We start from the raw sequence: 26,643 nt of genomic DNA on the forward strand, positions 1-26,643 counted from the left end.
CGGTACTCCCACGAAGAAGCCAAGCCCCATCGCACATCTCGTGGGCGCCGCGCCCTCGCGGCGAATGCAGGCCGAAGGACTGCTAAAACGAAAAGTCTGGCTATGTCCCGCTGGCTATCCGCATACAGAACCCGATCACTGCCTCAGCGGCGCACCAGCAACACCCCGGACTCCATGTGATGGGTATAGGGGAACTGGTCGAACAGTGCGCAGCGCTCGATGCGATGGGTGTCGTGCAGCTGGGCGATGTTCTGCGCCAGGGTTTCCGGGTTGCACGAAATATAGAGGATGCGCTCGAAGCGGCGGGTCAGCTCGCAGGTATCGGGGTCCATGCCGGCGCGCGGCGGGTCGACGAAGACGCTGCCGAAGTCATAACTCTTCAAGTCGATGCCGGCCAGGCGGCGGAACGGGCGAACCTCGTTCAGCGCCTGGGTCAGCTCCTCGGCGGACAGACGCACCAGGGTGACGTTGTCGATGCCGTTGTCGGCCAGGTTGGCCAGCGCGGCATTGACCGAGCTCTTGCTGATCTCGGTGGCCAGTACGCGGCGTACACGGCTGGCCAGCGGCAGGGTGAAGTTGCCGTTGCCGCAGTAGAGCTCCAGCAGGTCGTCGTCGCGCTCGCCGAGCGCCTCGAAGGCCCAGTTCAGCATCTTCTGGCAGACCTCGCCGTTGGGCTGGGTGAAGGCGCCCTCGGGTTGGCGATAGCGGAAAGTCCGCCCGGCCACGACGAGTTCTTCCTCGACATAGTCGCGCCCGATGACGATGCGCTTGCCGCGCGAACGACCGACGATGCTCACACCCAGATTCGCCGCCAACTGTTCGGCTGCAGCTTGCCAGGCTTCGTTCAGCGGTCGGTGATAGGCCAGAGTGATCAGCGCGTCGCCCGCCATGGTGGTCAGAAATTCCACCTGGAACAGCTTGAAGCCCAAGGCATCGCTGGCCTGCCAGCCGGCTTTCAGTTGCGGCATCAGTTCGTTGATGTGACGGCTGGCGATGGGGAAGTCATCGATCAGGATCGGCGTGTGGTTGTCGCCCGGCTCGAACATCGCATAGTGACGCTGGCCCTGGTCGTACCACAGACGGAATTCGGTGCGCAGGCGATAGTGCGCATCCGGTGAGTCGAACACTTCCGGCGCGGGTGCGTCGAAGGGCGCCAGCAGGTCGCGCAGCCGGGCGGCTTTCTCGGCGAGTTGGGTTTCGTAAGTGGCGGGGTCGAATTGCGGAGCGCTCATGAAGACTCTTGGAATGGTAGATAAATCGTAGGGTGGATCGGGGCGCGCAGCTGACGCTTTATCCATCCACCGTCTCCGTATCAAAGGTGGATGAAAAAAAGCGTCATCCACCCTACGGAACGTCAGCCGGCGAACCAGCCCAGCTTGACCACGAACAGCGCCGAGAGCACCCACATGGCCGGGCTCAGTTCGCGCCAGCGTCCGGCCAGCAGCTTGACGGCAGTCCAGGCGATGAAGCCGAAGGCGATACCGTTGGCGATGGAGAAGGTCAGCGGCATGGCCAGGGCAGTGACCACCACAGGTGCGGCGACTGTCATGTCGTCCCAGTCGATGCCGGCCAGGCTGCTCATCATCAGCACGGCGACAAACAGCAGCGCCGGTGCGGTGGCGTAGGCCGGCACGGCACCGGCCAGCGGGGCAAAGAACAGGCTGAGCAGGAACAGCAGCGCCACGACACAGGCGGTCAGGCCGGTGCGACCGCCTGCAGCCGTGCCGGCTGCGGACTCGATATAGCTGGTGGTGGTGGATGTGCCCAGTGCGGCGCCGGCCATGGTGGCGGTGCTGTCGGCCAGCAATGCACGGCCCAGGCGCGGCAGCTTGCCGTCCTTGTCGAGCAGCTCGGCTTTCTGCGCGACGCCGATCAGCGTCCCTGAGGTGTCGAACAGGTCGACGAAGAGGAAGGCGAAGATCACGCTGATCAGGCCGATGTCCAGCGCGCCGATGATATCCAGCTGCATGAAGGTCGGCGCCAGCGACGGCGGCATCGACACCACACCGTTGAGCTGCGACAGGCCCAGCAGGATCGATAGCCCGGTGACCACCAGAATGCCGATCATCACCGCGCCGGTAACCTTGCGATAGGCCAGCGCGGCGATCAGGAAGAAGCCCAGGCAGGCCAGCAGCGGGCCGCCGGCACTGAGGTCGCCGAGACCCACCAGCGTCGCCGGATGGTCGACCACGATGCCGGCGTTCTTCAGCGCGATGATCGCCAGGAACAGGCCGATGCCCGCGGCAATGCCGGCACGCAGGGCCAGCGGAATGCTGTGGATGATCCACTCGCGAATCTTGAAGATCGACAGGCCAAAGAAGATCACGCCCGAGAGGAACACCGCCCCGAGGGCGGTCTGCCAGGTGTAGCCCATGGTCAGCACGACGGTGTAGGTGAAGAAGGCGTTCAGACCCATGCCCGGCGCCAGTGCGATCGGGTAGTTGGCAACCAGGCCCATGATCGCCGAACCGATGGCTGCGGCCAGGCAGGTGGCGACAAACACCGCGCCGTGATCCATACCGGTTTCGGCGAGGATGCTCGGGTTGACGAAGAGGATGTAGGCCATCGTCAGGAAGGTGGTGATACCGGCCAGGACCTCGGTGCGCAGCGTGGTGTTGTGCGCCTTGAGTTGAAATAGCTTTTCCAGCATGGTCGATCCCCTATGTGCCGGTCAGTGTGAGGGCTGTCGCCTCTGGCGGGCGATTCGCGTGTCGTCGCAAAAGCCGCGCATCTTACACCGGCCGGCAGCGCGGTTGAATTTCCATTGAGCAGGTGAACGCCATGAGCAAACGAGTCCTGATTCCGATCGCCGACGGTTCCGAAGACCTGGAAGCCGTCACCCTGATCGACGTGCTGCGGCGTGCCGAGTTCGAGGTGTTGGTCGCCAGTGCCGAAGAGCGGCGCATGCTGACCTGCGCGCGCGGTACCCGGATCACCGCCGACGCCATGCTGCTCGACGTGCTGGCGCAGGATTTTGACCTGATCGTGCTGCCCGGCGGCATGCCCGGGGCGAAGACCCTCGGCGAGCTGGAGCCGCTGGCCGAGCGTGTTCGCCAGCAGGCTCGTGCCGGTCTCGATTTCGCCGCGATCTGCGCCGCGCCGGCAGTGGCGCTGCATCCCTACGGCGTGCTCAAGGGCCGCCAGGTGACCTGCTACCCAGGCATGAGCGACAACCTCACCGGCACACATTTCCTCGACCAGCCGGTGGTGGTGGACGGCAACTGCATCACCAGCCAGGGCCCGGCGACCGCCCTGGAATTCGCCCTGACCCTAGTGGAGCGTCTGGCCGGTCGCGGCAAGCGCCGCGAGGTGGCGGACGCCATGCTGGTGCCGGCAACGACGAACTAATTTCGCCTCGGATCGGTCACTCCTTGCATTGCCGGGAGTCCTGGCAGCAATGGGCTGAATCCGAGGAGATCAATGGACAGTGTCGATCTGGCGGTACTGCGACGGGCCCGCGACTGGTTGCGTGAGGGCTATCCCGTGGTGCTCTACACGGTGCTGGAAACCTGGGGCAGCGCGCCACGTCCGGTGGGTTCGCTGCTGGCACTGCGCGGCGATGGCCGCGTTGAAGGCTCGGTGTCCGGCGGCTGCGTCGAGGACGATCTGCTCGCGCGGGTCATGGCCGATGAGCCACCGCAGGCTTGCCAGCTGATCACCTACGGCGTGAGCAAGGAAGAGTCCGCGCGTTTCGGTCTGCCCTGTGGTGGCACCCTGCGCCTGCTGCAGGAGCCATTGCGCGATGCCGGATGGATCGACGAGCTGCTGCGGCGTTGCGTCGGGCATGAACGGCTGCTGCGCTGTGTGGATATCGCCAGTGGTGATGTAACGCTGCAAACCGCCGGCCGCGACGCCGCGCTGCAGTTCGATGGGCATACCCTGCGCGCACCATTCGGCCCGGCCTGGCGCCTGCTGATGATCGGCGCGGGGCAGCTGTCGCGTTATGTCGCCGACCTGGCACATGGCCTCGGCTTCGAAGTACTGATCTGTGACCCGCGCGAAGGTTATGCCCACGACTGGGATGCGGCGACGGTGCGCTTCGTCCCCGGCATGCCGGACGATGCCGTGCTGGCCATCGAACCGGATGCGCACACCGCCATCGTCGCGCTGACCCACGACCCGCGGCTGGACGACATGGCACTGCTTACCGCGCTGCAGTCCGAAGCCTTTTACGTCGGCGCTCTGGGCTCGCGGGCCAACAGCGAAAAGCGCAAGGCGCGCCTGCTGTCGCTGGGCCTCGGCGAGCGCCAGGTGCAGCGGTTGCACGGCCCCATCGGCTTGCCCATCGGCAGCCGTACACCGGCGGAAATCGCGCTGTCCTTGATGGCCGAAGTGGTTGCGCTGAAAAACGGCGCTCTGGTCAGCCAGGCGTTGCTGGAACAACAGCGCTGTGCCTGAACCGGGCGTCTGCGCCATCGTTCTCGCCGCGGGGCAGGGCAGCCGTTATCGCGCGGCCGGTGGGGCGGACAAGCTGCTGGCGGCCAGCCTGGCTGCTGCGTCGTCGCCGCCGGTGCTGGCGGCCACGCTGGCCAACCTTCGTGGTGTCGCCGAACGGCTGCTGGTGGTGACCCGTGCAGACAATCTGCCTCTGCGCGACTGGCTGAGCGCCAACGCTGCCGACTGCGAGGTGCTTGCGCTGGAATCCCGCGGGCTCGGCCACAGCCTTGCGCAGGCCGTGGCCCAGGCGCCGGCAGGACGTGGCTGGCTGGTGGCGCTGGCCGATATGCCCTATGTGCAGCCGCGGACCCTGCGCGAGATCGCGGCGGCAATCCGCAAAGACAACCTGGTTGTGCCGACCTATGACGGCCGCCCCGGCCATCCGCGCGGCATCGGCAGCGCCCATCGCGATGCGCTGCTGCAGCTGGATGGTGATCGCGGTGCCCAGGTGCTTTTCGCGGCGCACCCGGTACTGGAGCTCGCCCTGAACGATCCCGGTGTACTGCAGGACATCGACCATCCCAATGATCGCCGGCAGGCCTGAAGACCATCGCCGTAGCGACTACCAAAACCTGCACGAATCAATTGGCCGGTCCGCGCAGCGCCACGCCGTTCGCGGCGAGATGACCCTCAGTCAGCCGCAGCCACTCGACCGGCAGGGCTGAACGATTTTCGCGGCACGCCAGTCGTACCCCAAGACGCACGGACAGCGCATACCAACGCCCAAACCGTGAGGCCGCCATGAGCGAAAATTCTTCAGCCGCAGGCCAGACCTGCACCATCAGCCTGGAGCTGAACGGCGAACGCCGTGAGCTCCAGGTGCAACCCTGGACCACCTTGCTCGACCTGCTGCGCGACCAGCTCGGCCTGACCGGCACCAAGAAAGGCTGCGATCACGGCCAGTGCGGTGCCTGCACGGTGCTGCTCGACGGCCGGCGTATCAACAGCTGCCTGACCCTGGCGGTGATGCACGACGGCGCCAGCCTGACCACCATCGAAGGCCTGGCCAGCGATGCGACGCTGCATCCGCTGCAGGCTGCGTTCGTCAAGCACGATGCCTTCCAGTGCGGCTACTGCACGCCGGGGCAGATCTGCTCGGCAGCCGGGCTAGCAGCGGAGAACCGTGCCAGCAGCCGCGACGAGATTCGCGAACACATGAGCGGCAACCTCTGCCGCTGCGGCGCGTATCCCAACATCCTCGCCGCCATTGAGGACGCACTGCCGACGCTGCGCGGCCAGGAGGGTGCGCAATGACGCCGTTCAGCTATCAGCGCCCCGAACGCATCGACCAGGCCATCGCCCTGCACGGGCCGCAGAGCCGCTATATCGCCGGCGGCACCAACCTGCTCGACCTAATGAAAGAGAACGTGCTGCAACCCGGCCAGCTCATCGACATCAACGGCCTGCCGCTGCGCGAGATCGAGCAGACCGCCGAGGGCGGGCTGCGCATCGGTGCGCTGGTGAGCAACGCCGACCTGGCCTGGCACCCGCAAATCGAACAGCGCTACCCACTGCTGAGCAAGGCGATTCTCGCCGGGGCTTCGCCGCAGCTGCGCAATATGGCCAGCACCGGCGGCAACCTGCTGCAGCGCACCCGTTGCTACTACTTCTACGACACCGCCACGCCCTGCAACAAGCGCGAGTCGGGCTCCGGTTGCAGCGCGCGTGACGGGCGCAATCGCATCCACGCGATTCTCGGTGCCAGCGAACACTGCGTCGCCGTGCATCCGTCGGACATGTGCGTGGCGCTGGCGGCGCTGGATGCCCGGGTGCATGTGGAGGGGCCGCACGGCAAGCGACGCCTGGAACTGGTGGACTTCCACCGCCTGCCCGGCGACCAGCCGCAGCAGGACAACGTACTCGTCGAGGGCGAGCTGATCACCGCCATCGAGCTGCCGGTGGAAGGTTTTGCCAGCCACTGCGCCTACCTCAAGGTGCGTGACCGCGCCTCCTACGCCTTCGCCCTGGTGTCCGTCGCGGCGGCGCTGGAGATGGATGGCGACATCATCCGCCGCGGGCGTATCGCGCTCGGGGGCGTGGCGCACAAACCCTGGCGCCTGGAGGAGGCCGAAGAACTGCTCAGCGGCAAGCGTGCCGAACCCGAATGTTTCGCCGCGGCGGCCGATCGCCTGCTGCAAGGCGCGCAACCGCTCGCCGACAACGCTTTCAAGATCGACCTGGCCCGGCGCGCCATCGTGCGTGCACTGACCGAAGCCGCCGGAGGAACCGTCCGATGAACAGCGCCAACTCTCCACTGGGCAAGCCGCTGGACCGTGTCGACGGTCCGCTCAAGGTCACCGGTAAGGCCTGCTACGCTGCCGAAGCCGATGTGCCGGGGCTGCTGTATGGCGCCGTGGTGTCGAGCAGCATCGCCCGCGGCCGGATCACGCGTATCGATGCCGTCGCGGCCGAGGCACTGTCCGGCGTGCGACTGGTGCTGACCCACCAGAACCGCCCGCCGGTGGCAAGCTACGACGAGCCTTACGAGGACGACGATGCCGCCGACGGCTCGCCGTTCCGCCCGCTGTACAACGACCGCGTGCTCTACAGCGGCCAGCCACTGGCGTTGGTCGTCGCCGAGACCCAGGCGCTGGCGCGGCACGGGGCGAGCCTCGTGCGCATCGAATACGAGGTCGAAGCGCATCAGACCGATCTGCAGGCGGCGCGCGAACAGGCCCATGAAGCACCGGCCGAGCTGCCGGAGCCGCGCGGCGATTTCGACTCGGCGTTCGCTGCGGCGGCAAAACGCGTCGATTGCGAATACGGCACCCCGGTCGAGCACCACAACCCAATGGAGCCGCATGCCTCCATCGTCCAGTACCAGCCGGGCGGCGAGCTGCTGATCCATGACAAGACCCAGGGCGTGCAGAACTGCCAGCGCTATCTGGAACAGGTGTTCGACATGGAGGGCAAGATTCGCGTGCTCGCGCCCTTTGTTGGCGGTGCCTTCGGCTCCGGCCTGCGCCCGCAGTACCAGCTGCCGCTGGCGGTGATGGCCGCACTCAAGCTGAAGGCCTCGGTGCGCGTCGAGCTGACCCGACAGCAGATGTTCACCTTCGGCTATCGCCCGCGCACCTTTCAGCAGCTGAAGCTCGCGGCAGATGGCGAAGGACGGCTGCGGGCCATCGAGCACAAGGCCATTGGCCAGACCTCGCGCTTCGAGGACTTCACCGAGCACGAGGTGGAGTGGTCCGGCATGCTCTACGCCTGCGACAACGTTCGCCTCGGCTACCGCCTGGCGCCGCTGGACGTCTATACCCCGCTGGACATGCGCGCCCCGGGCGCGACCATCGGTGTCTATGCGCTTGAGTGCGCGATGGACGAGCTGGCCCATGAAGTCGGTATCGATCCGTTGGAGCTGCGCCTGCGCAACTACACCGACATCAACGGTAACGAGGGCAAGCGCTATTCCAGCAAGGAGCTGCGTGCCTGCTACCAGCAGGGTGCGGAGCGCTTCGGCTGGTCGCGGCGTCCGGCGCAGCCACGCAGCCTGCGCGACGGTCATCAGTTGGTGGGCATGGGCATGGCCACCGGCGTCTGGGAAGCCATGCAGATGCCGGCCTCCGCTCGCGCCTGCCTCGACGCCGACGGCCGGCTGCTGGTGACCAGCGCCACCGCCGATATCGGCACCGGCACCTACACCGCGATGACCCAGATCGCCGCCGATGCCATGGGCCTGTCGATGGCCGAGGTGGAGTTCCGCCTCGGCGATTCCAGCCTGCCGCAGGCACCGCTGGAGGGTGGCTCGGCCACCGTGTCCTCGGTCGGTAGTGCGGTGCAACGCGCATGCGCCGGCCTGCGGCAGAAGCTGCTGGACGCCGTACAGCAGTCGCCGGCTTCACCCTTTACCGGAGCGAATCTGGAGACGGTGGAGTTTGTCGATGGCCAACTGCGGCTGAAATCCGGCGAGCATGCCGTGCCGCTGCGCGACATCGTGCAGGTCAGCGGCGCATTGGAAGCCGAGGCCAGCGTCAAGCCCGACGAGAAGCGCGACGCCTGGTCAACCGGGACCCATTCGGCGGTGTTCGTAGAGGTTCGGGTAGACGAGGACCTCGGCACGATCAAGGTCAGCCGCGTGGTTAGCGCGATTGCTGCCGGACGAATCGTCAATCCGAAAACCGCGGGCAACCAGATCGTCGGCGGCGTGGTCTGGGGCATCGGCCAGGCGCTCCACGAGGAGACGCTGATCGACCACCGGCTCGGCCGCTACATGAACCACAACCTCGCTGAGTACCACATCCCGGTGAACGCGGACATTCCGGAGGTCGACGTGATCTTTGTTGAGGAGCACGACGAGATCGTCAATGACCTGGGGTCGAAGGGGGTAGGGGAGATCGGCATCGTCGGCGTGGCGGCGGCGGTGGCCAATGCGATCTACAACGCGACGGGTAAGCGGGTGAGGGACCTGCCGATTACCCTGGATAAATTGCTGTAGTCGCCGGCGCGCAGGGTGGGCTTCGGCCCACCGGCGAGGCTGCGGCAGATTGAGCCGCTGATCGTCCCCACGCTGCTGCGTGAGCATGCCATGGTGGACGCTCTGCGTTCGGGGCGTGTGAACCATTAGAACGGCAGCGGTGCCCGTAGTGGGCTTCAGCCCACCAGTGCAGCAGAACGTTTGCTGGGGGTGGCAAAGGCGGAAAGCGAGTTGCGTGATGGCTTGGTTTTCGCCCTGCTAAGCGAGTCACTTGCTCTTGTCGCTTCGTAGACGAAGTTGAGCGGACGGGCTGCGCATCGAACTAATAGGGCAGGCAGGCCACGGGCCGCCATCGATAAGTAAATTAGCAGCCGATCGCACTACGTTGTCTGTAATGAACACAGCCGTTGCGACAACGGAGCATGTTTTGGAAAGCAAAGAACGCTGGTCTGCCGAGAGAGACGTCGCACAGGTGCAGCGCTTCAACGAGAAGCTCGCCTGGGCGCCGCGGTTTCGAATTCGTAATCGAGTGACGCCCCGTTTGATTCAGGGGCTGCTGCGGCTCGGCCAACTGGGCAGTGTGGGCTGGCTTGGCAAGCATGGGCTCAAGGCTGAAAGCCGAGTGGTGGGGGTGGCGGGCGCTTCGGTGCCGGTGCGGATCATAAGGCCGAGCGGGAAGCCCCGCGGTGTGGTGCTGGACTTCCACGGCGGCGGGTGGGTGATCGGCAACGCTCAAATGAACGACAGATTCAATGCTGCCATGGTCAACGACGGCAACGTGGCGGTCGTCTCAGTGGATTATCGGCTGGCGGTGTCGACCCCGATTGAGGGGGTGATGGAGGACTGCCTGTCTGCCGCACGCTGGCTGCTGGGTGGGGGCTGCGAAGAGTTTGTCGACCTGCCGGTAGTCGTCGTGGGTGAGTCGGCAGGCGGGCATCTCGCCTGCGCCACCTTGCTCTCGCTGAAACGCTGGCCAGCGCTGCTGCAGCGCGTGGTCGGTACGGTGCTGTATTACGGCGTCTACGACTTGACGGGTACTGCGAGCGTTCGCGCAGCGCCTCCCGAGACGCTGGTGCTGGACGGCCCAGGCATGGTGGAAGCCTTGCGCATGCTGACGCCGGGCCTGAGCGATGCCGAGCGTCGGCAGCCACCGTTGTCACCGCTGTATGGCGATCTCTGCGGCATGCCGCCGGCGCTGATGTTTGCGGGAGGGCTCGACCCGCTCAGGGATGACACGCTGGAGATGGCGGAGCGGTGGAGCCACGCCGCGCCTGCCGAAGTGCACATCTTGCCGCATTGCCCACATGGGTTCATCCATTTCCCGACCCGCACGGCGGCCAGCGTGCTTGCCTACAGCCGCGAGTGGATATCGAGTCGACTCGGCGGTGCGTCTGATTGAGGCGAAGCCGCCACCCGGTCTAGGGCACTGTCCTTGAACCCGGCGCTGCTTTGAGGCTTGCGGACAAGACGGCTCCCACAGCTCGAGGACCGGCACTAGCGGTGTGAGTGCAGCGATCGCCGTCGAGTCATCCCCTGGGTGGATGCTGAGTACTATCCCTTTGATGCGTGGGGTATTCTTGCGGCCCTGCCGTCTTTTGAACACGGCGGACTGCAAAGAGAGACCTGAGATGACCGAATCCAGCCTGCACGACTGGCTTGTCGCGCATGCCGAATCGTTGGACACCTGTGACACAGATGCCGAGGCGCTGCTCCCGCAGCTGGCCAGTGATGGCTTGATCGGCGTTGGCGTACCGACCGCAATGGGCGGGCAGGGCGGCGATCTGGGTGATGCCCTGTGTGCTATCGCCGCGTTGGCCGAGCGTTCACTGACCGCCGCATTCATGGCCTGGAGCCAACGCGCCTTTATCGAACTACTGCTGCAGACCCCCAATGCCGCCCTGCGCGAGCGCCTGTTGCCCGAGTTGCTGGCTGGACGACTGGCCGGTGCACCGGGGCTTTCGAACGCGATGAAGTTCGTCTCCGGGCTGGAGTCGCTACAGGTACGCGGCCAGCTGGAAGCCGATGGCCGCTGTCGCCTGGACGGGGTGCTGCCGTGGGTGAGCAATCTGCGCGGTGGCGGTTTTGCCGCCGCCTGCGCTATGGCCAATACGGCAGGTGGCCCGCCGCAGATCTGGGTACTGCCGCACGATGCCGAGGGCCTGTCACGCTCGGCGGACTTTGCATTGCTCGGCATGCAGGCCAGTCATACCGCGCGGCTAGAACTGGATGGTGTGCGGCTGGACCCGGCATGGCGTCTGCACGACACCGCGCCAGCCTATCTGCCGGGCGTTCGTCCCAACTTCCTGGGTCTGCAATGCGCCCTGGCGCTGGGTCTGGCGCAGCGCTGCCTGCAGATGGCCGAAACCAACATGGGCGGTGCCGAGGCGGTGTTGGGCGAGCCGCTGGCCGCTACCGGTGTGGAGCTGGCAGAGCGTCGCACAATGCTGCTGGACGGCCTGCGTGACGGGCGCTTCCGCGAAGATCCGGTCACCCTCTGCGAGCTGCGCATCCGCCTGGTCGAACTGGCCCAGCAAGCCCTGCAGCTGGAACTGCAGGCCAGCGGCGGGCGCGCGTTTCTCAGCGAATACAACACCGACTTCGCGAGGCGCTGGCGTGAGGCCGCGTTCCTGCCGGTGATCACGCCCAGCCTGGTGCAGCTCAAGGGCGAACTGGGTCGAAAACGGATGGCCTGCCAATGACTTTCGCTCAACTTGGCGTGCTGCAGGCCCGCGACCTTTCCCTCGGTTATCCCACCCCCAATGGCTGGCACGCGCTGCTAGAAGACTTCTCTCTGGACCTGGCGCGCGGTGAGATCGTCACCATTCTTGGCCCCAGCGGCGTTGGCAAATCCAGCCTGCTGCGCGTGCTGGCCGGATTGCAGCCACCGGCCAGCGGCACGGTCAGCGTGCACGGTGAGGCGTTGACTCGCCCGCATCCGCGTCTGGCAGTTGCGTTTCAGGACCCCAGCCTGTTGCCCTGGTTGAGCCTGGAAAAGAACGTCGCCTTTGGCCTGGATTTCGCCCGCCAGCCGCGCATCGACCGAGACACGCGGCGTGGCCGCGTCGATCAGGCCATCGAGTCCGTGGGCCTGGCCCATGCCCGCGAGCGTTATCCCGCGGCGCTTTCCGGCGGCATGGCGCAGCGCACCGCGCTGGCTCGCTGCCTGGCGCGCGAGCCCGAGGTGTTGTTGCTCGACGAGCCTTTTGGTGCGCTGGATGAAGTGACCCGCGCCGACATGCAGCGCCTGTTGCTGCGTCTGGTCGGCGAGTGGGACACCGCCGCGCTGCTGATCACCCACGACATCGACGAAGCGCTGCTGCTATCCAACCGCATCCTGCTCCTGGGCGGTCGCCCAGGGCGGGTGATCGGGCAATGGCAATTGGACCTGCCGCAACCACGCGAAGAGCTCGTTGAGGAGCTTGGCGCGCTGCGCATTGAAATCCTCAAGACCCTGCGGCAGGCCAGCCGCGAACCGATTACCGCCTGATACCGGAGCACACCCATGGAACTGGACAACCTGATCCCCAGCCGTCGCGAATTTCTCAAATTGGGCGCGCTGTTCAGCCTCGCCGGTGCGGCGCCGCTGCTGGCGCTGCAAAAGGCCCGCGCCGCCGTCGACCCGGACGCGCCGGTGCGCATCGGCTACCTGCCGATCACCGATGCGACGCCACTGCTGGTGGCCCACGCCAAGGGCATGTTCGAGGCCGAGGGCCTGAAGTCCGAGAAACCCGTGCTGCTGCGCAGCTGGTCGCAGCTGATCGAGGCCTTTCTCTCGGGCCAGATCAACGTCGTACACCTCTTGTCGCCCATGACCGTCTGGGCCCGCTATGGCAGTCAGGCGCCGGCCAAGGTGGTGGCCTGGAACCACGTCGGGGGCTCCGGCATCACCGTGTCGCCGGACATCCTCGAACCCAAGCAGCTGGCCGGCAAGCACGTTGCCATTCCGTTCTGGTACTCCATCCACAACGTGATGCTGCAATACCTGCTGCGCGAAAACGGCCTGACGCCCGTGAGCCTTGGCGCGACCGGCAAGCCTGCGGCCAATGAAGTCAATCTGGTGGTTATGGCGCCGGCCGACATGATCCCGGCGCTGGCCTCCAAGCGTATTTCCGGCTTTACCGCCGCCGAACCCTTCAATGCCCAAGGCGAGGCGCTGAACGTCGGACGGGTGCTGCGCTTTACCGGCGACATGTGGCGCGACCACGCCTGCTGTGTGGTGTACATGCACGAGCGCGACCTGGCCGAGCGGCCCGAGTGGTCGCAAAAGGTGGTGGACGCCATGGTCAAGGCGCAGCTGTGGAGCCAGAACAACCGCGAAGAGACTGCACACATCCTCTCCAAGGACGGCGAGCAAAAGTACATGCCGTTCCCCGAGCCGGTGCTGCGCCGCGTGCTGGCGCCCGAGGCCGACGATTGGGCACGCTACGCAGGGGATGGCTCCGCGCGGCGCATGGATGAGTGGAACGAAAAGCGCATCGACTTCCAGCCCTATCCGTACCCGAGCTACACCGAGGAGCTGGTCAAGCTGCTACAAAACACCCTGATCGAAGGCAAGAACGACTTTCTGCCGGGGCTCGATCCGCAGTTCGTCGCGCAGGATCTGGTCGATGACCGCTTCGTCAAGGCGGCGCTGGAAAAAGTTGGCGGCCTCACAGCCTTCGGTTTCCCGGAAAGCTACACCCGCAGCGAAGTGATCAGCGCCTGATGAACAAACATCTCGTCACCTGGAGCTTCGGCCTGGCCGGGCTTGCCGCGCTACTGGGCGTGTGGGCGCTGGCTGCCTGGCGGGTCGCCGATGATCCGCTGCTCGGCCAGTTCGCGCCCTGGCCGACCCTGCAAACGCTACTGGAACTGCTCGCCAGCAGCGACCTGTGGCAGCACGTGCTGCTGAGCCTTAAGCGGGTCTTCGTCGGGCTTGGTTTGGCGCTGCTCGCCGGGGTGCCCACGGGCCTCTTGGTGGGCAGTTTTCAGCGTATCGAGCTGACGACCACGCCGGCCTTTCAGTTCCTGCGGATGATCTCGCCGCTGTCGTGGATGCCGCTGGCGGTGATGCTGCTCGGGGTGGGCGATGCGCCCATCTACTTCCTGCTGGCCTTCGCTGCGGTGTGGCCGATCATGCTCAACACCGCCGCTGGGGTCAAAGCGCTCGACCCGCGCTGGCTGCAGCTGACCCGCAGCCTGTCGGCCACGCGGTTGGAGACGCTTCGCCACGTGATCATCCCTGGCGTGCTCGGGCACGTGCTCACCGGCGTGCGGCTGTCGATCGGCATCCTCTGGATCGTGCTGGTGCCCTGTGAAATGCTCGGTGTCAGCGCCGGGCTGGGCTATTTCATCCTCGACACTCGCGACCGCCTGGCCTATTCGGAGCTGATGGCGGTGGTTCTGCTGATCGGCGTGCTGGGTTTCTTTCTCGACGCAGGCGCTCGGATGCTCTACCGCCGGGTGGTGCACGGCTGATAGCGCAGGCACGCGCCCTTCGAGCTGAGCCGCTGGAACAGGCTGAGGTTTTCAAGCCGCCGGCGCTTGTCGCTTCCAGGCGCTCCGCCCAGGCCAGGGCGCCTGCATTGTGCGGCGCTGTATGCGGTTACGCCGTACGTCCCTATTTTCTTTTGTTCTGAAGACCGTCAAACCTTCAAAACCCGCCTCAGCAAGAACCGCCTCACCGGCACCACCGCTCGCTCCTGTGCCAACACGCAGACCACGATGCACAACCCCAGATAAAGCGGATAGAACGCCGGCGTCAGCGCCAGCTCCCCCGCCTGTGCCACGCAATCGGCCCAGTCCTCCAGACACTCTGCCGACACCGCCCCGAGCAGTTTCTCCGAGCGCGAGAAGAGGATGAACACCGGCACATGCAGCACGAACAACGGCAGGGAGGCCGCGCCCAGGCGCTGTGACCAGCCGACCACCGCGGCGCTGCGCGGCGTGGCGATCAGTGCGCAAAGCCAGACCAGCGCCAGCTGCGCCGGCAGCAGCAGGCCGTTGTGCAGCAGGAAGTACCAGTAGCGTTCGCCCTTGAGCAGCCACACCGTCGCCAGGAAGCTGGCCAGTACGAACGCCGCAAGCGCCAGTCGGCTGGCCATGCCGAGCTGCCCGCCGGCCGCGCGCCATTCGCGGAACAGTCCGCAGAGCAGGATGCCGGCGAGAAATTCCGGCAGTCGCAGCAGCGGCATGCGGTGCAGCATGCCGGTGACGGGAATGCCGTAGGCATCCTGCTGGATCGCCCACAGCGGCGGCAGCAGGTAGAGCACGCCGATTGCCAGCAGCCACCAGCCCTTGTGGCGCAGGCGCATCAGGCGCGGTGCTAGCAGCGGGAAGCACAGGTAGAAGAAGAACAGCGTGGAGATCGACCACAGTGGCGGGTTGAACGTCAGGTAGAGCGGGTTCCAGGCTTGTAGCATGAACAGCTGCAGCACGAAGTTCAGTAGCAGCTCGCGGTTGTTCATGAAGTGTTCGAGGGCGTCGCGCGCTTCGCCGACAAGCTCCTCGTTGGTGTCGTAGACCACGTAGCGCAGGCTCGCCTTGGCATCGTCCGGCGGGATGCCGAGCTTGGCAATGATCGTCAGCACGATGGCCGTCAGCAGCAGCGAGAACAGGTGCAGCGGGTAGAGATTGGCCAGGCGCTTGCCGAGGAAGTGCCGCGCCGGCTCGCGCAGTTCACCCTGCCTGCAGTAGACGTGAGCCAGCAGAAAGCCGGAGAGGATGAAGAAGCTGCTGGTGGCGAAGAACCCGACGCCGGCCAGATCCGCGAGCCAGGAGGGCTCGCCTTCCACGTAGGCGTGCACGGTGTGGAACAGCACGACGTAGATGGCCAGCAGAAAGCGCAGCCACTCCAGTCCGATGAAATGTTCCTTGCGCGGCACCGCTTACTCCCGTGTCGTTGGCTGCGCCGAACTGGCGCCTATGCATGGGACTCGCATCCGCCCCTGCCGTTTCGCTGCACCGGTGATCGGGTGTGCTGCACGGCTGGGCGCAGCGGCGGTCGGAACGGGTATCAGCAACTGCACGACGACAAGCCGGAGGACCATGAATCTGCCATCGCTGCCTCGTTTACCCGCCGTTGCCACACGCGTGCTGCTGGCAGCACTGCTGTGCGGCGGCACTGCCCAGACAGCCGTAGCACAGGAGGCCTTTGAGTGGAGCGGCCCCTTCCTCGCGCGGCTGGCGCAGGTGGACCGGCAGACGCCGGGACAGCTCGGCGTCTACGTCAAGGACATGCAGACCGGGATATCGGTGTCCTATCACGGCGAGGAGCCCTGGTACCTGGCTTCGACCGTCAAGGTACCGGTTGCCATCGCGGTGATGCGCCAGATTGAGCAGGGTGAGCTGACGCTGGATAGTCCGGCGGCACTGCTCGCGTCCGACTACGTCGATGGCGCAGGCCCGACCAACAGCCATGCGCCGGGCAAGGCCCTGAGCGTGCGCTTTCTGATGGATCAGATGCTGATCCACAGCGACAACACCGCCAGTGACATGCTGATACGCCTGGTCGGCATCGAACAGGTCAACGCCATCGCCCAGGAGCTGGCGCCCGAAGGACTCGGGCCGATCACATCGTTGGCGGATGTGCGACGGCTAATCTATGGCGAATTGCACCCTGCCGCCCGCCGCCTATCCGGCAAGGATTTCCTCGCCCTCAGGCAGCAGCCGAACGACGCCGGCCGTCTGGCGTTGCTGCCGCGGCTGCTGGGCATCGAGCGGCGTGCTCTGCAGTCCATCAGCCTGAGTGAAGCCTACGAACGCTACTACGCCACATCATTCAATTCCGGCACGCTGAAAGCCTACGGCGATCTGCTGTCGACACTGGATACCGGCACTGCTCTTAGCCCCTCGAGCACCGAGTACCTGCTGAGCGTGATGCGCCGGGTCGAGACCGGCAAACAGCGGATCAAGGCCGGCTTGCCGCCTGGCACCGGCTTCGCCCACAAGACTGGTACCCAGCGGGCGCGTATCTGCGATGCCGGGCTGGTGGATCAGCCAGATTCGGACAGTGCTCTATCCACACGCCTGGTCATAGTCGCCTGCGTTCGCGGGGTGGCCTCCACCGCCCAAGCCGAGCGCGCATTGCGCGGCACCGGCGAGGCTGTCACCGCAGCGGGGTTGATCCGACGATGAACAGGTTGATAGCAGTTGGCGCGCTATTGCTACCGCTGGCGGGCATCACTGCCTGCACTGAAGATGCCGAGGCGACCTGGAAGGACGGGCTGGAGCAGGAGCTACGGCGCATCGACGACGCAGCGCCGGGCAAACTCGGCGTCTACATCAAGCACCTGGGCGAGGATGCCGAGCTGCGCTACGAGGCCGAGCGTTTCTGGTACCTCGGCTCAGCGGTAAAGGTGCCGATCGCCATCGCCGTGTTGCAGGGCGTGGACGACGGCGATTTCAGGCTCGATCAGCAGCTGTCGCTGGAGGCCGAGGATAAGGTGGACGGCTCCGGTGACCTGGTCTGGCAGGACGTGGGTGTCGACTATGCAGTGCGCGACCTGCTCAATGAGATGCTGATCGAAAGTGACAATACCGCGGCCAACATGCTGATTCGGCTGGTCGGCGAGGACGACCTTAATGCGCGCACGCGCAAGAGCATGGGCAGCGATTTCGAGGCCATCACCACCTTCACCCAGGTACGCCGGGATGTGTATGGCGAAGTGCATCCGGATGCAGCCCGGCTGGACAACATGCAGCTGGTGGAGCTGGCCTCGGCACCGTTCAGCAAACCACGCTATGACGCGCTGACCAGCGTGCTTAACCTGTCGGCGGATGAGCTGAAAGCGGCGAGCATGGAAGAGGCTTACGAGCGCTATTACGCGCGCAACCTCAATGCCAGCAGCTTGGTGGCCTATGGTGCGATGCTGGAAAAGCTGGTGCTTGGCGAACTGCTGTCCGCGCAGAGCCGCGAGCTGTTGTACGGCGACATGAAAATCGACTCCTACGACAACTACCGCCTCGAAGCCGGGCTGCCCGAGGATGTGCCATTCATCCAGAAGACTGGCACGCAGCTCGAGCGCGCCTGTCATGTCGGCGTTATCGAGCCGCGGGACGAAAGCCGCGCCATCGTCGTCGTGGCCTGTGCCGAGGATCTGGACGAGGGCAGAGAGGCCGGGCGCCTGTTCGAGCAAGTCGGGGAGGCGATCAGCGAGGCGCTATTGGAAGCTCGGCAGCACTGAGAGCGGTTGCGCTCGATACATGCGCAGCGTTGCGTCTGATTCCATTCTGATGGGCAAGCCCGTTACTGCTCCGAGTTGTCGTTGAGAGGCTCATCAGGTAGCAGGCCCCTATCGGCGAACACCGTTTTAACGGTTTGCATGCCGTTCAGCGCGGCCGGGAAACCCGCGTATACGGCCATCTGAATCACTACCTCGACGATCTGCTCTGGAGTGCAGCCGACGTTCAATGCACCGTGGACATGCACGGCCAGTTGCGGTTGGCAGTGCCCGAGTGCTGTTAGCGCCGCCACGGTCGCCAACTCGCGCTGAGGGAGTTCCAGGCCGGGGCGCTGGTAAATGTCGCCGAAGGGAAATTCGATAACGTAGCGGGCCAGATCAGGGGCAATGGCTTGCAGGCTGTCGATGACCTTGCGCCCGGCCTCGCCGTCGATCTCGTCGAGCTTGGCCAGGCCTTCGGTGTAGCGGGCTGATACAGACATGGAGCGTTCCTCTCGATAGGTCAGAGGAAAGCCTGCGGGTTGGAGTGGACTCCAGGTCAAGCGGAAGTTTGCTGCCGATACAGCGCGATCTTCGCCTGCAAGGCGTCGAGATGTTCATGGTCGCGCAGCAGACGTGCCTGCAACGTGGCGGCATGGGTTTCGAGCAACGCCTGACGTGCCGCGAGGGTTGCGTCGCCACACTCGCGCAGATCGGCGTATCGGATGATGTCGTCTAGCGCCATGCCGGTGTCTTTCAGGCGCAGGATGAAGCCGATCCACTCCAGATCCCGCCGGCCATAAACGCGAAAACCGCTCGCATCCCGAGTGACGTTGCGCAGCAGGCCGATCTTTTCGTAATAGCGCAGTGTGTCGGCAGAGAGGCCGGTGCGCGCGGCGAACTCCCCGATGCTCAGGCGAAGCAGCTTCTCGCTCATGCTTTGATTGAGCGCAGAATGACGAACTTCGGTGTGGCGGCGACCTGCTCGGCGTTGCCGAACAGGCGCTTGAGCTTGAGGTGATAGCCGAGGTGGCGATTGCCGACGATCCACAGCTCACCGCCCTTGGCCAGTGCCGTCTTGGCCTGGGTGAACATGCGCCAGGCGAGGAAATCGCCGACCACCTGCTGCTGGTGGAACGGCGGATTGCACAGCACCAGATCCAGCGAGGCTGGCGACTGCTCGGCCAGGCCATCGCCCGCGCGGATTTCGGCCGAGCGCTGGCCGTGGATTGCCTGCCAATTCTCCTGTGCCGACTGCACCGCCATGTAGCTCTCGTCCACCAGCGTCAGTTCTGCCTGTGGGTTGCCTAGCGCATAGACGATGCCCAGCACGCCGTTGCCACAACCAACATCGGCCACGCGCAGTGCCCCCAGCGCCTTGGGCAGATGCGGCAGGAAGGCGCGGGTGCCGATGTCCAGGCCTTCGCGGCAGAACAGGTTGGCGTGGTTGAGCAGCACCAGCTTTGGCTGATCGATCTGGTAGCGAGTCGGGTAGGGCGATTGCGGCGCCGGTTTCGCGCTCGGCGTTGCGCTGAGCAGACGTGCCTTCTTCACCGCCAGCGAGGCCTGCACCGGGCCGACGTGCTGCTCTAGCAGGTCGCCGGCGGTGCGCGGCAAATGCTTGATCATCGCCGCGGCGATCACCTGCGCGCCGGGCGCCAGCTGGCCATGCAGGCGGATCAGCTGTTCCTCCAGCAGGGCGAGGGTCTTCGGTACGCGGATCAGTACCAGGTCGAACGGCCCCTCGGCTATCTCGCTGGCAGGTACGAATCGCACGACGTCGGCCGGCAGCTCGTTGCGTGCCAGGTTCTTCTGCAACGCCAGGTGGGCGAGATGCGAGTCGCCGCTGCTGGTGACCGCGACGTGTGCGGCCAGTGAGCAGGCCAGCGCGCCGAAGCTGTCATTGAGGATCAGCACCCGCGTGGCCGCCGGTAACCCCTGCTCATGCAGCTGGGTCAGCAGGTATTCGTCGGCGGCATCGAAGGCCTGCAACGGCTCGTTCGGCTGCTCCGGCTGGCGGATCAGATCGAGGCTTGCATAGGGGGTATCGAGAATAGGCATGAGAACTGGCGGTGTTTGTCGGCTGCGTAAAGGAGTATCAAGGACCCATGCGGGCGCTGCGTGCAGTGGGCCCGAAGATGCTCGGAGGGAGCGAAGTATGACCGCCAGCGAAGAGAAGTTCACCCGCCAGCGCCTGCTAGAGGTGCAAACGCTGACGCCCAACCTGTTCACCCTGCGTACCAGCCGCGACCCCAGCTTTCGTTTCACCGCCGGGCAGTTCGCCCGCCTCGGGGTGCGCAAGCCGAGCGGCTGCATCGTCTGGCGCGCCTATTCGATGGTCTCGGCGCCGCACGACGAGTTTCTCGATTTCTTTTCCATTGTCGTGCCGGACGGCGAATTCACCAGCGAGCTGAGCCGGCTCTCGGTCGGCGACGAGCTGCTGGTGGATAAACAGGCCTTCGGCTTTCTCACCCTCGATCGCTTTCCCGATGGTCGCGACCTTTGGCTGCTGGCGACAGGCACTGGCATCGCGCCGTTCCTATCGATCCTGCAGGGCTTCGACGCCTGGCAGCGTTTTGAACGGATCATCCTGGTTTACAGCGTGCGTGAGGCGCGTGAGCTGGCCTATCAGCAGCTGATCACCGAACTTCCGCAGCGCGAGTATCTGGAAGGCCTGGGTTCCAAGCTGCTCTACCTGCCGGTGGTAACGCGCGAGGAGATCCCGGGCGCGTTGCACGGTCGCATCACCACGTTGATCGAAAACGGTGAGCTGGAGCGCGCTGCTGATCTTCAACTGACGCCCGAGCATTCGCGGATCATGCTCTGCGGCAATCCGCAAATGATCGAGGACACCCGAATGGTGTTGAAGGCGCGCGACCTGAACCTGGCGTTGACGCGCCGGCCCGGCCAGGTGGCGGTGGAGAACTACTGGTAGTTGTATGAGGCAGAAGCCTGCAGAAGGGGTTCTGTGATCGCCAGTCGCGGTCATCCGCCGCGCCCTGCAGTGCGTTGTCGCGTGGCTTTAGCCCACCACGTTGGCCGGTGGTTGGCTCGGTGGGCTGAAGCTCACCCTGCGAGTGGTGCAATCAGCACCCTTGATATGCTGATGAAGCCCATCGCTACGAGTTGAGCGGTCGGCTCTCCCAAACAAAAAGCCCCTGCCGGACGTTCCGGTAGGGGCTTTTCTTATCGCTTGCCGCTTGCCGTGGGCGTTTACACCACGCCTTGCGCCAGCATGGCGTCGGCGACCTTTACGAAGCCGGCGATGTTGGCGCCTTTGACGTAGTTGATCCGGCCATTCTCATCGCCATGGGCGACGCAAGCGTGATGGATCGATTGCATGATGCTGTGCAGCTTGGTGTCCACTTCGCCGGCGGTCCAGTGCAGGCGCATGGCGTTCTGGCTCATCTCCAGACCGCTACAGGCCACGCCGCCGGCGTTGGATGCCTTGCCCGGTGCATAGAGAATGCCTGCCTCGAGGAACAGGTCTACGGCCTCCAACGTCGACGGCATGTTGGCGCCTTCGGCGACGCAGACACAGCCGTTATTCAGCAGCGTACGGGCATCTTCGCCGTCCAGCTCGTTCTGTGTGGCGCATGGAAGGGCGATGTCGCACGGCAGGCTCCACGGGCGCTTGTCGGCGAGGAAAGTGACGCCGAAGTACTTGCCCATCTCCTCGAGACGCCCGCGACGAACGTTTTTCAGGTCCATCAGGTATTGCCACTGCTCTTCGGTCAGCCCGTCCGGGAAGTGCAGGGTGCCGCCAGAGTCGGACAGTGAGACGACCCGGCCGCCCAGCTCCATGACCTTCTGTGCAGCGTACTGCGCCACGTTGCCGGAGCCGGAGATCGAGACGCGCTTGCCCTCGAAGCTGCTGTGGGTGTTCTTGAGCATTTCCTCAGCGAAGTACACACAGCCGTAGCCGGTGGCTTCCAGACGTATCAGGCTGCCGCCATATGCCAGACCCTTGCCGGTCAGTACCGATGTGAACTGGTTCGACAGGCGCTTGTACTGGCCGAACAGGTAGCCGATTTCACGACCGCCGACACCGATGTCACCGGCCGGCACGTCCAGATCGGCGCCAATGTGGCGGTACAGTTCACTCATGAAAGACTGGCAGAAGCGCATGACTTCATTGTCGCTCTTGCCCTTCGGATTGAAGTCCGAGCCGCCCTTGCCGCCGCCCATGGGCAACGAGGTGAGAGAGTTCTTGAAGACCTGTTCGAAAGCGAGGAACTTGAGGACGCCGATGTTCACCGACGGATGGAAGCGCAGACCACCCTTGTACGGGCCAATGGCGCTGTTCATCTGGATGCGGAAACCACGGTTGACCTGCACACGACCCTGATCGTCGACCCAGGGAACGCGGAAGATGATCGAGCGTTCCGGCTCGACCATGCGCTCGATAATACCGGCCTGCATGTAATGCGGATGGGCTTCGAGGAAGGGCCAGAGGCTGCGAACAACTTCTTCCACAGCTTGGTGGAACTCGGGTTGATGGGGGTCGCGTTGCTTCAGTCGGGCGAGAAAGGCATCAACGGTTTCGATCATCAGTAAGCCCTCGGCGACCGCTTGTCGGCAGTCATTAATAATTTTTGGCCGGCGACTGTAACAAACCTGATTTGCACCGCGGAAGTGCGACATGGGTCGATGATGCCTTTCGGTGGTGCGTAGCCACCGTTGGAACTGACGCACCATTGATAAACGGCAAGCCTTTAAGGCTGGCGTTTAGGCTGCTGTGGGCAACGAATTAGCGGATCGATGAATCTCGGTGCGCCGAAATGTCGCATTCGATGCATTCTTTTTGTGCGGAACTGGCGGGGTTGATATTACTCGGACAGCTCGCAGCGATTCCGCCCGCTGCGCTTGGCTCTCAATAGCGCGACGTCGGCGCGGTTTATGGTGCTTGAGTAGGTCTCGTCCAGGCGCAGCTCTGCAACACCCATGCTGGCGGTCACACCGAGAAGCTCGTCGTTCACCCGAACACCAAGTGCTGCGATGCTATCTCCCAGCCGGCGCATGACCGCCCAGGCCGTTGGCGCCGTGCACTCGGGCATTACGATGAGGAATTCTTCACCGCCCCAGCGGCCACACAAGTCCTGCTCGCGAATCTCCGCCTCCATCACCCGAACCACCTCGATCAGCACGCGATCGCCGACCTCGTGACCATGTTCGTCATTGATGACCTTGAAACGGTCGATATCCAGCATGACCAGCGTAAGTGGCCGCGTGTAGCGCTTGGCCCGTTCGCTTTCCTCGCGCAGGCGCTCGGTCAGCAGTCGGCGATTGGCAATGCCGGTCAGCGAGTCCAGGGTCGAAGCTTCGCGTAGCGAGGCGTTCAGGTCGTGCATCATCATCTGGTAGCGGTCGGAAATGCGTGCGATCTTTTCCAGCTGCCGTAGCTGCTTGTCGAAGCGCGCTGCCAGGCTCAGCTCGCGTTCGCGGGCGATGCTCTGATAACCGTCGGATACGCGGGCGATTCGCTCGATGCGGCCGAGCAGATCGTGGTGCGCCCCCCATAGCTGGCTCAGCGCTTCCTTCAGCGGATGACCCTCGAACTCAGGGTCAGTCAGGAGGCTTGCAACTTCGTGCTCTAGCGGCGATGGCCCACGCATATCGATCTTCCGTCAGTCGTGACTCAGGATGGAGAACGGGAAGGTGCAGTCTTCCTTGAACTCTTCGGCAAGTTCTACCACCCGCTCGTTGCGGATGTCGTAGTACCAATTGACCGCTACCTGCCGACCTTCCTGATAGGCCGCTTCAAGCAGGTCGAAAATGTCCATCATCGCTTTGATGCTGCTGGTGTTCAGGTACAGCAAGCGGAGTTCGAGGTTGAGCGGGTGCACGGCTTCGCCAAGAAAGCGCTCGATCCACTCATAAACCTGATGGAACAGCTCATAAGAGTTTTCGGGGTAGGAGTCGCCCTGCATCGAGACGATGCCTTTCGCCCAGTCGGACTGGATGGTGGGAGTGGACTGGCTGCCGGGAATAGAAAAGTCGTTCATGTGGATGCTCTTGAGTTCAGATGACGGCGCTCAGGCTGATGAAGGAAAGCTCGTCGGAAACCGGTTGCAGTGAAGCCTTGAGTGGCTCGCTGGACTTGCGCGCGATATCGATCAGGCCAAGGCCGGCGCCGGAGGTCACATGCTCGTCGCGAGGTTTGCGCAGCTGCTCCTTGTACAGAGCCTTCAGCCCGGCCTTGTCCTTTTTCGCCAGGTCAGCGACTGCAGTGAGCAGTAGTTGGCCGTCGGCAGTTTCAATAAGGTTTCCGGCCGAGACCACGTACCGACCCATGTCATCACGGGCAACCACGACCGTTGCGCCAGCCTGCTGATCGGACCAGTTCTTTTCGCGGGTGTAATGGCGGATGTTCTGCGTCATCTCGATGTACACGGCGAACACATCCATAGCCGAGGACGGATGTGCCTGCTCCTCACTCATGTAGTTGCGCAGCGCGTTGCCGATTTCTTCGATCAGGCTGCGTGAGATAGGGCCGTTGAAGCACAGCATGATCTGTTGCTGGTTGTAGGATTCGCGCATCGCGAACATATCAATGGGGGCCATGGCCAACTCCCTGTCTCAATCGAAACGAAAACATAACATCGTGATGTCGTCGCGCTGCGGAAATTCACCCTGATAGCGTGCCAGAGCGAGGCTGAAGGCCTCGCCCTGATCGGCCAAAGGAAGCTGTGCGTGCTCGCGGATCATGTTGGCGAAGCGACTGTTGCCGAAGCCGTAACCCTGGTCGCCGCCAGCCTGATCGAGGAAACCGTCGGTGGTCATGTAGAACGTCCGACCCGGTTGCAGCTCGATGCTGGTGTTGTGGTACTCACCGATCCGCTTGTCACCGATAGCGCGCCGCGCCGCCTTGATCTCATGCACCTCTTCGCCATCACAGTAGTACAGCGCAATTTTCGCCCCGGAATAATGCACCTTGCGTTGCCGAAGATCGACATAGGCCAGGCCGATGTCCATGTTGGTGGCGAGGGCGTGCGAGTCGTTTTCATCGCGAAGCATGCTGCGAACGATCGCATCAGTACGTGACAGCGTGGCGGCTGGATCGCCCAGGCCGGTAGTGTCGAGGGCCTGGTTAATGGCCGCATGGGCGAGCATCGTCATCAACGCCCCAGGCACGCCGTGGCCCGCGCAATCGACGATACCGAACAGGCAACCATGCTCGTCGGCGCGGTAGACGTAGAAGTCGCCGCCAACGACATCCCGAGGACGCCAGAGCACCGCATGACGATCACCCATGGCGGTAACCAGCTGCCGATTCGGCAGGATCGAGCGCTGGATCAGGCTGGCGTAGTCGATCGAGTCGTCGATTTTCTTGTGCGCAGCGGCCATTTCCAGATTGGCCTGCTCCAGATCGCGGGTGCGTTCTCGTACACGGTTTTCCAGCTCGCTGGTGTGGCTGCGCACCTTCTGCGCCATCGCTCCAAAGGCAGCACTCAGCTCACCAATTTCGTCCTGCCGGCCAAGCGGCAGTGGTGCATCGTATTGCCCTGCCGCCAGCGCCTGGGCGCTGCGACGCAACTGGCGCAGCGGTTTGAGTACGCGTTTTTCCACGAGCCAGGCGCCGCCGCCGATCAGCAACAGGAACAGCACCAGAAACAGCCCAATGGCTGGCAGAAGCGGGCGTACCTCGACGACCTGGGCGGTTCCGAGATCCACGGAACTGGCGACGAACCACTGCAGCTCGGGTATCCAACTCAGCGCGAGTAGTCTGGGGGCGCCGTCCAGCGTGACACGTAGCGTCGCCACCGACCCCGGCGTCTCGCGGCTATCGGCCATGGCCTGACGCAACGCGGTGGCGGCGCTCAGGTCGTCGAGCAGGCCCAGGACGCTGGTCGACAGCGAGCGACCCCGTGCGGTTTCGGCGTTGAGGGTGACCAGATTCTGATTCGGGTGAACCAGGATAGAGCCATAGGCATCGAGCACCATCGATTCGACGCCGACCTTGTTGGCTTCGATGAAGTCCTCAAGAAATGCCTTGAGTGCGATTCCTAAGCCAACCAGTCCAAGGCGTCGTTCTCCATCGCGCACCTGCACGTTGAACCATACCTTGAGCTCTCCGGTAACCACGGAGCGGTCGACGTTGATAGCGTAGGGGGTGTCGGTTTGCAGCGTCTGGAAGAACCACTCGTCACGCGGGTTATCCGAGCTCATCACATAGCGAGGGGTGTCACTGATTGCCTGGTCAGGCCCGTTGGAGTAATAGCCATTGCTGCGCGCCGATGCCGCGAAATACGCGTGGTCGCCGAAGGCTTGCTGGTAGCCAGCCGCTTCCTTGAAAAAGGTTTCGCGTTTGACCGGGTTCTGCTCATCGTCCAGCCAGGCGAGGGTCAGTTGTGAGGCTGCAAGCCGTTGCGCTAACGCGAGCTCGCGCGAGGCCGGGGCGAACAAGCGCTCACGGTTAAGCTGCACTACGTTGCGCGCATAGGCCTCACCAAAGCGATTTTGCACACCAAGCAACGCTTCACGACCGATGAAGCCGGCGAAGATGAATGCGAGCAGGCAGCTGAGTAGCAATGCCAGCAGTGATTTTCCGCGCAGTCCTAATGCAGCCATGCGAAGTTCCCTTTCAGTCGCGGGGTGGAGGCGCGGTTGATAATTGTCGGCCAGGAGCGAAATGGCGTCGATTATCCGGCA

At 64.2% G+C, this 26,643-nt stretch carries 25 protein-coding genes; 14 read left to right on the forward strand and 11 right to left on the reverse strand.

The window, feature by feature from the left end:
- Positions 1–143: 143 nt before the first annotated feature.
- Positions 144–1,232, reverse strand: coding sequence for a tRNA (uridine(54)-C5)-methyltransferase TrmA (trmA, locus tag CXK91_RS04295; protein WP_103455120.1), 1,089 nt, complete (start codon positions 1,230–1,232; stop codon positions 144–146).
- 122 nt (positions 1,233–1,354) lie between these two features.
- Complete coding sequence (locus CXK91_RS04300) at positions 1,355–2,650, reverse strand: NCS2 family permease (RefSeq protein WP_103455121.1); 1,296 nt, start codon at positions 2,648–2,650, stop codon at positions 1,355–1,357.
- 131 nt (positions 2,651–2,781) lie between these two features.
- Between CXK91_RS04300 and CXK91_RS04305 the strand changes: the two genes are divergently transcribed.
- The 11 genes from CXK91_RS04305 to CXK91_RS04355 all read left to right on the forward strand — a co-directional run bounded on the left by CXK91_RS04305 (position 2,782) and on the right by CXK91_RS04355 (position 14,308).
- Entirely contained in the window at positions 2,782–3,348 is a 567-nt protein-coding gene (locus CXK91_RS04305; RefSeq protein ID WP_015278160.1) for a DJ-1 family glyoxalase III, read from the forward strand.
- Positions 3,349–3,420: 72 nt separating this feature from the next.
- A complete protein-coding gene (locus CXK91_RS04310; protein ID WP_103455122.1) occupies positions 3,421–4,398 on the forward strand; it encodes an XdhC family protein in 978 nt (325 codons plus the stop codon).
- The gene (locus tag CXK91_RS04315; RefSeq protein WP_103455123.1) at positions 4,391–4,981 is read left to right on the forward strand and encodes a nucleotidyltransferase family protein; all 591 of its coding nucleotides are present in this window, start codon (positions 4,391–4,393) and stop codon (positions 4,979–4,981) included. Before CXK91_RS04310 ends, CXK91_RS04315 begins: the two co-directional genes overlap by 8 nt.
- 197 nt (positions 4,982–5,178) lie before the next feature.
- Entirely contained in the window at positions 5,179–5,691 is a 513-nt protein-coding gene (locus CXK91_RS04320; protein WP_042927739.1) for a (2Fe-2S)-binding protein, read from the forward strand.
- Positions 5,688–6,674 carry an FAD binding domain-containing protein gene (locus CXK91_RS04325; RefSeq protein WP_103455124.1) on the forward strand — a complete coding sequence of 329 codons (987 nt, stop codon included), beginning with the start codon at positions 5,688–5,690 and terminating at the stop codon, positions 6,672–6,674. Before CXK91_RS04320 ends, CXK91_RS04325 begins: the two co-directional genes overlap by 4 nt.
- Complete coding sequence (locus tag CXK91_RS04330) at positions 6,671–8,872, forward strand: xanthine dehydrogenase family protein molybdopterin-binding subunit (RefSeq protein ID WP_103455125.1); 2,202 nt, start codon at positions 6,671–6,673, stop codon at positions 8,870–8,872. The genes CXK91_RS04325 and CXK91_RS04330 overlap by 4 nt, the downstream gene beginning before the upstream one ends.
- 373 nt (positions 8,873–9,245) lie before the next feature.
- Complete coding sequence (locus tag CXK91_RS04335; RefSeq protein ID WP_103455126.1) at positions 9,246–10,250, forward strand: alpha/beta hydrolase; 1,005 nt, start codon at positions 9,246–9,248, stop codon at positions 10,248–10,250.
- Between the two features lie 229 nt (positions 10,251–10,479).
- A complete protein-coding gene (locus CXK91_RS04340; RefSeq protein WP_103455127.1) occupies positions 10,480–11,550 on the forward strand; it encodes an acyl-CoA dehydrogenase family protein in 1,071 nt (356 codons plus the stop codon).
- Entirely contained in the window at positions 11,547–12,338 is a 792-nt protein-coding gene (locus CXK91_RS04345; protein ID WP_103455128.1) for an ABC transporter ATP-binding protein, read from the forward strand. Before CXK91_RS04340 ends, CXK91_RS04345 begins: the two co-directional genes overlap by 4 nt.
- Positions 12,339–12,353: 15 nt before the next feature.
- Positions 12,354–13,556 (forward strand): ABC transporter substrate-binding protein, encoded by a 1,203-nt coding sequence (locus CXK91_RS04350; protein WP_103455129.1) that lies wholly within the window; start codon positions 12,354–12,356, stop codon positions 13,554–13,556.
- The gene (locus CXK91_RS04355; RefSeq protein WP_103455130.1) at positions 13,556–14,308 is read left to right on the forward strand and encodes an ABC transporter permease; all 753 of its coding nucleotides are present in this window, start codon (positions 13,556–13,558) and stop codon (positions 14,306–14,308) included. The genes CXK91_RS04350 and CXK91_RS04355 overlap by 1 nt, the downstream gene beginning before the upstream one ends.
- A 167-nt stretch (positions 14,309–14,475) precedes the next feature.
- On the opposite strand, the gene CXK91_RS04360 is transcribed toward CXK91_RS04355, so the two are convergent.
- Positions 14,476–15,714, reverse strand: a complete 1,239-nt coding sequence (locus CXK91_RS04360; RefSeq protein ID WP_103455131.1) for an acyltransferase family protein — start codon at positions 15,712–15,714, stop codon at positions 14,476–14,478.
- A 163-nt stretch (positions 15,715–15,877) separates the two neighbouring features.
- On the opposite strand from CXK91_RS04360, the gene CXK91_RS04365 reads away from it, so the two are divergent.
- Together CXK91_RS04365 and CXK91_RS04370 are read left to right on the forward strand one after the other, a co-directional pair.
- The gene (locus CXK91_RS04365) at positions 15,878–16,966 is read left to right on the forward strand and encodes a serine hydrolase (RefSeq protein WP_103455132.1); all 1,089 of its coding nucleotides are present in this window, start codon (positions 15,878–15,880) and stop codon (positions 16,964–16,966) included.
- Positions 16,963–18,015 (forward strand): serine hydrolase, encoded by a 1,053-nt coding sequence (locus tag CXK91_RS04370; protein ID WP_181003911.1) that lies wholly within the window; start codon positions 16,963–16,965, stop codon positions 18,013–18,015. Before CXK91_RS04365 ends, CXK91_RS04370 begins: the two co-directional genes overlap by 4 nt.
- Before the next feature lie 62 nt (positions 18,016–18,077).
- Here the strand turns inward: CXK91_RS04370 and CXK91_RS04375 are convergent, their stop codons facing one another.
- From CXK91_RS04375 to CXK91_RS04385, 3 genes are read right to left on the reverse strand one after another with little or no spacing between them, the layout of a single operon-like run.
- A complete protein-coding gene (locus tag CXK91_RS04375) occupies positions 18,078–18,494 on the reverse strand; it encodes a carboxymuconolactone decarboxylase family protein (RefSeq protein WP_103455133.1) in 417 nt (138 codons plus the stop codon).
- A 56-nt stretch (positions 18,495–18,550) separates the two neighbouring features.
- Entirely contained in the window at positions 18,551–18,928 is a 378-nt protein-coding gene (locus CXK91_RS04380; protein ID WP_103455134.1) for a MerR family transcriptional regulator, read from the reverse strand.
- Positions 18,925–20,052 carry a methyltransferase gene (locus tag CXK91_RS04385; protein ID WP_103455135.1) on the reverse strand — a complete coding sequence of 376 codons (1,128 nt, stop codon included), beginning with the start codon at positions 20,050–20,052 and terminating at the stop codon, positions 18,925–18,927. The genes CXK91_RS04380 and CXK91_RS04385 overlap by 4 nt, the downstream gene beginning before the upstream one ends.
- 97 nt (positions 20,053–20,149) lie before the next feature.
- Between CXK91_RS04385 and CXK91_RS04390 the strand changes: the two genes are divergently transcribed.
- Positions 20,150–20,926, forward strand: coding sequence for a ferredoxin--NADP reductase (locus CXK91_RS04390; protein WP_103455136.1), 777 nt, complete (start codon positions 20,150–20,152; stop codon positions 20,924–20,926).
- 278 nt (positions 20,927–21,204) lie between these two features.
- Here the strand turns inward: CXK91_RS04390 and gdhA are convergent, their stop codons facing one another.
- From gdhA to siaA, 5 genes are all read right to left on the reverse strand, one after another.
- Positions 21,205–22,542 carry an NADP-specific glutamate dehydrogenase gene (gene gdhA / locus CXK91_RS04395; RefSeq protein ID WP_103455137.1) on the reverse strand — a complete coding sequence of 446 codons (1,338 nt, stop codon included), beginning with the start codon at positions 22,540–22,542 and terminating at the stop codon, positions 21,205–21,207.
- Between the two features lie 278 nt (positions 22,543–22,820).
- Positions 22,821–23,606, reverse strand: coding sequence for a biofilm regulation diguanylate cyclase SiaD (siaD, locus tag CXK91_RS04400; protein WP_103455138.1), 786 nt, complete (start codon positions 23,604–23,606; stop codon positions 22,821–22,823).
- A 12-nt stretch (positions 23,607–23,618) separates the two neighbouring features.
- Entirely contained in the window at positions 23,619–23,996 is a 378-nt protein-coding gene (gene siaC / locus CXK91_RS04405) for a biofilm regulation phosphoprotein SiaC (protein ID WP_103455139.1), read from the reverse strand.
- Between the two features lie 16 nt (positions 23,997–24,012).
- Complete coding sequence (siaB, locus tag CXK91_RS04410) at positions 24,013–24,555, reverse strand: biofilm regulation protein kinase SiaB (RefSeq protein WP_103455140.1); 543 nt, start codon at positions 24,553–24,555, stop codon at positions 24,013–24,015.
- A gap of 15 nt (positions 24,556–24,570) precedes the next feature.
- On the reverse strand, positions 24,571–26,562 hold the full coding sequence (gene siaA / locus CXK91_RS04415) for a biofilm regulation protein phosphatase SiaA (RefSeq protein ID WP_103455141.1): 1,992 nt from the start codon (positions 26,560–26,562) through the stop codon (positions 24,571–24,573).
- Positions 26,563–26,643 lie beyond the last annotated feature (81 nt).

It is taken from the genome of Stutzerimonas stutzeri (assembly GCF_002909485.1).
Lineage (GTDB): Bacteria > Pseudomonadota > Gammaproteobacteria > Pseudomonadales > Pseudomonadaceae > Stutzerimonas > Stutzerimonas stutzeri_AH.

What these genes read in the sequence shown, in the direction of transcription:
- trmA (WP_103455120.1), bottom strand. Translation starts at nt 1,232, where the DNA reads ATGAGCGCTCCGCAATTCGACCCCGCCACTTACGAAACCCAACTCGCC.
- CXK91_RS04300 (WP_103455121.1), bottom strand. Translation starts at nt 2,650, where the DNA reads ATGCTGGAAAAGCTATTTCAACTCAAGGCGCACAACACCACGCTGCGC.
- CXK91_RS04305 (WP_015278160.1), top strand. Translation starts at nt 2,782, where the DNA reads ATGAGCAAACGAGTCCTGATTCCGATCGCCGACGGTTCCGAAGACCTG.
- CXK91_RS04310 (WP_103455122.1), top strand. Translation starts at nt 3,421, where the DNA reads ATGGACAGTGTCGATCTGGCGGTACTGCGACGGGCCCGCGACTGGTTG.
- CXK91_RS04320 (WP_042927739.1), top strand. Translation starts at nt 5,179, where the DNA reads ATGAGCGAAAATTCTTCAGCCGCAGGCCAGACCTGCACCATCAGCCTG.
- CXK91_RS04325 (WP_103455124.1), top strand. Translation starts at nt 5,688, where the DNA reads ATGACGCCGTTCAGCTATCAGCGCCCCGAACGCATCGACCAGGCCATC.
- CXK91_RS04330 (WP_103455125.1), top strand. Translation starts at nt 6,671, where the DNA reads ATGAACAGCGCCAACTCTCCACTGGGCAAGCCGCTGGACCGTGTCGAC.
- CXK91_RS04335 (WP_103455126.1), top strand. Translation starts at nt 9,246, where the DNA reads ATGAACACAGCCGTTGCGACAACGGAGCATGTTTTGGAAAGCAAAGAA.
- CXK91_RS04340 (WP_103455127.1), top strand. Translation starts at nt 10,480, where the DNA reads ATGACCGAATCCAGCCTGCACGACTGGCTTGTCGCGCATGCCGAATCG.
- CXK91_RS04345 (WP_103455128.1), top strand. Translation starts at nt 11,547, where the DNA reads ATGACTTTCGCTCAACTTGGCGTGCTGCAGGCCCGCGACCTTTCCCTC.
- CXK91_RS04350 (WP_103455129.1), top strand. Translation starts at nt 12,354, where the DNA reads ATGGAACTGGACAACCTGATCCCCAGCCGTCGCGAATTTCTCAAATTG.
- CXK91_RS04355 (WP_103455130.1), top strand. Translation starts at nt 13,556, where the DNA reads ATGAACAAACATCTCGTCACCTGGAGCTTCGGCCTGGCCGGGCTTGCC.
- CXK91_RS04365 (WP_103455132.1), top strand. Translation starts at nt 15,878, where the DNA reads ATGAATCTGCCATCGCTGCCTCGTTTACCCGCCGTTGCCACACGCGTG.
- CXK91_RS04370 (WP_181003911.1), top strand. Translation starts at nt 16,963, where the DNA reads ATGAACAGGTTGATAGCAGTTGGCGCGCTATTGCTACCGCTGGCGGGC.
- CXK91_RS04375 (WP_103455133.1), bottom strand. Translation starts at nt 18,494, where the DNA reads ATGTCTGTATCAGCCCGCTACACCGAAGGCCTGGCCAAGCTCGACGAG.
- CXK91_RS04380 (WP_103455134.1), bottom strand. Translation starts at nt 18,928, where the DNA reads ATGAGCGAGAAGCTGCTTCGCCTGAGCATCGGGGAGTTCGCCGCGCGC.
- CXK91_RS04385 (WP_103455135.1), bottom strand. Translation starts at nt 20,052, where the DNA reads ATGCCTATTCTCGATACCCCCTATGCAAGCCTCGATCTGATCCGCCAG.
- CXK91_RS04390 (WP_103455136.1), top strand. Translation starts at nt 20,150, where the DNA reads ATGACCGCCAGCGAAGAGAAGTTCACCCGCCAGCGCCTGCTAGAGGTG.
- gdhA (WP_103455137.1), bottom strand. Translation starts at nt 22,542, where the DNA reads ATGATCGAAACCGTTGATGCCTTTCTCGCCCGACTGAAGCAACGCGAC.
- siaD (WP_103455138.1), bottom strand. Translation starts at nt 23,606, where the DNA reads ATGCGTGGGCCATCGCCGCTAGAGCACGAAGTTGCAAGCCTCCTGACT.
- siaC (WP_103455139.1), bottom strand. Translation starts at nt 23,996, where the DNA reads ATGAACGACTTTTCTATTCCCGGCAGCCAGTCCACTCCCACCATCCAG.
- siaB (WP_103455140.1), bottom strand. Translation starts at nt 24,555, where the DNA reads ATGGCCCCCATTGATATGTTCGCGATGCGCGAATCCTACAACCAGCAA.
- siaA (WP_103455141.1), bottom strand. Translation starts at nt 26,562, where the DNA reads ATGGCTGCATTAGGACTGCGCGGAAAATCACTGCTGGCATTGCTACTC.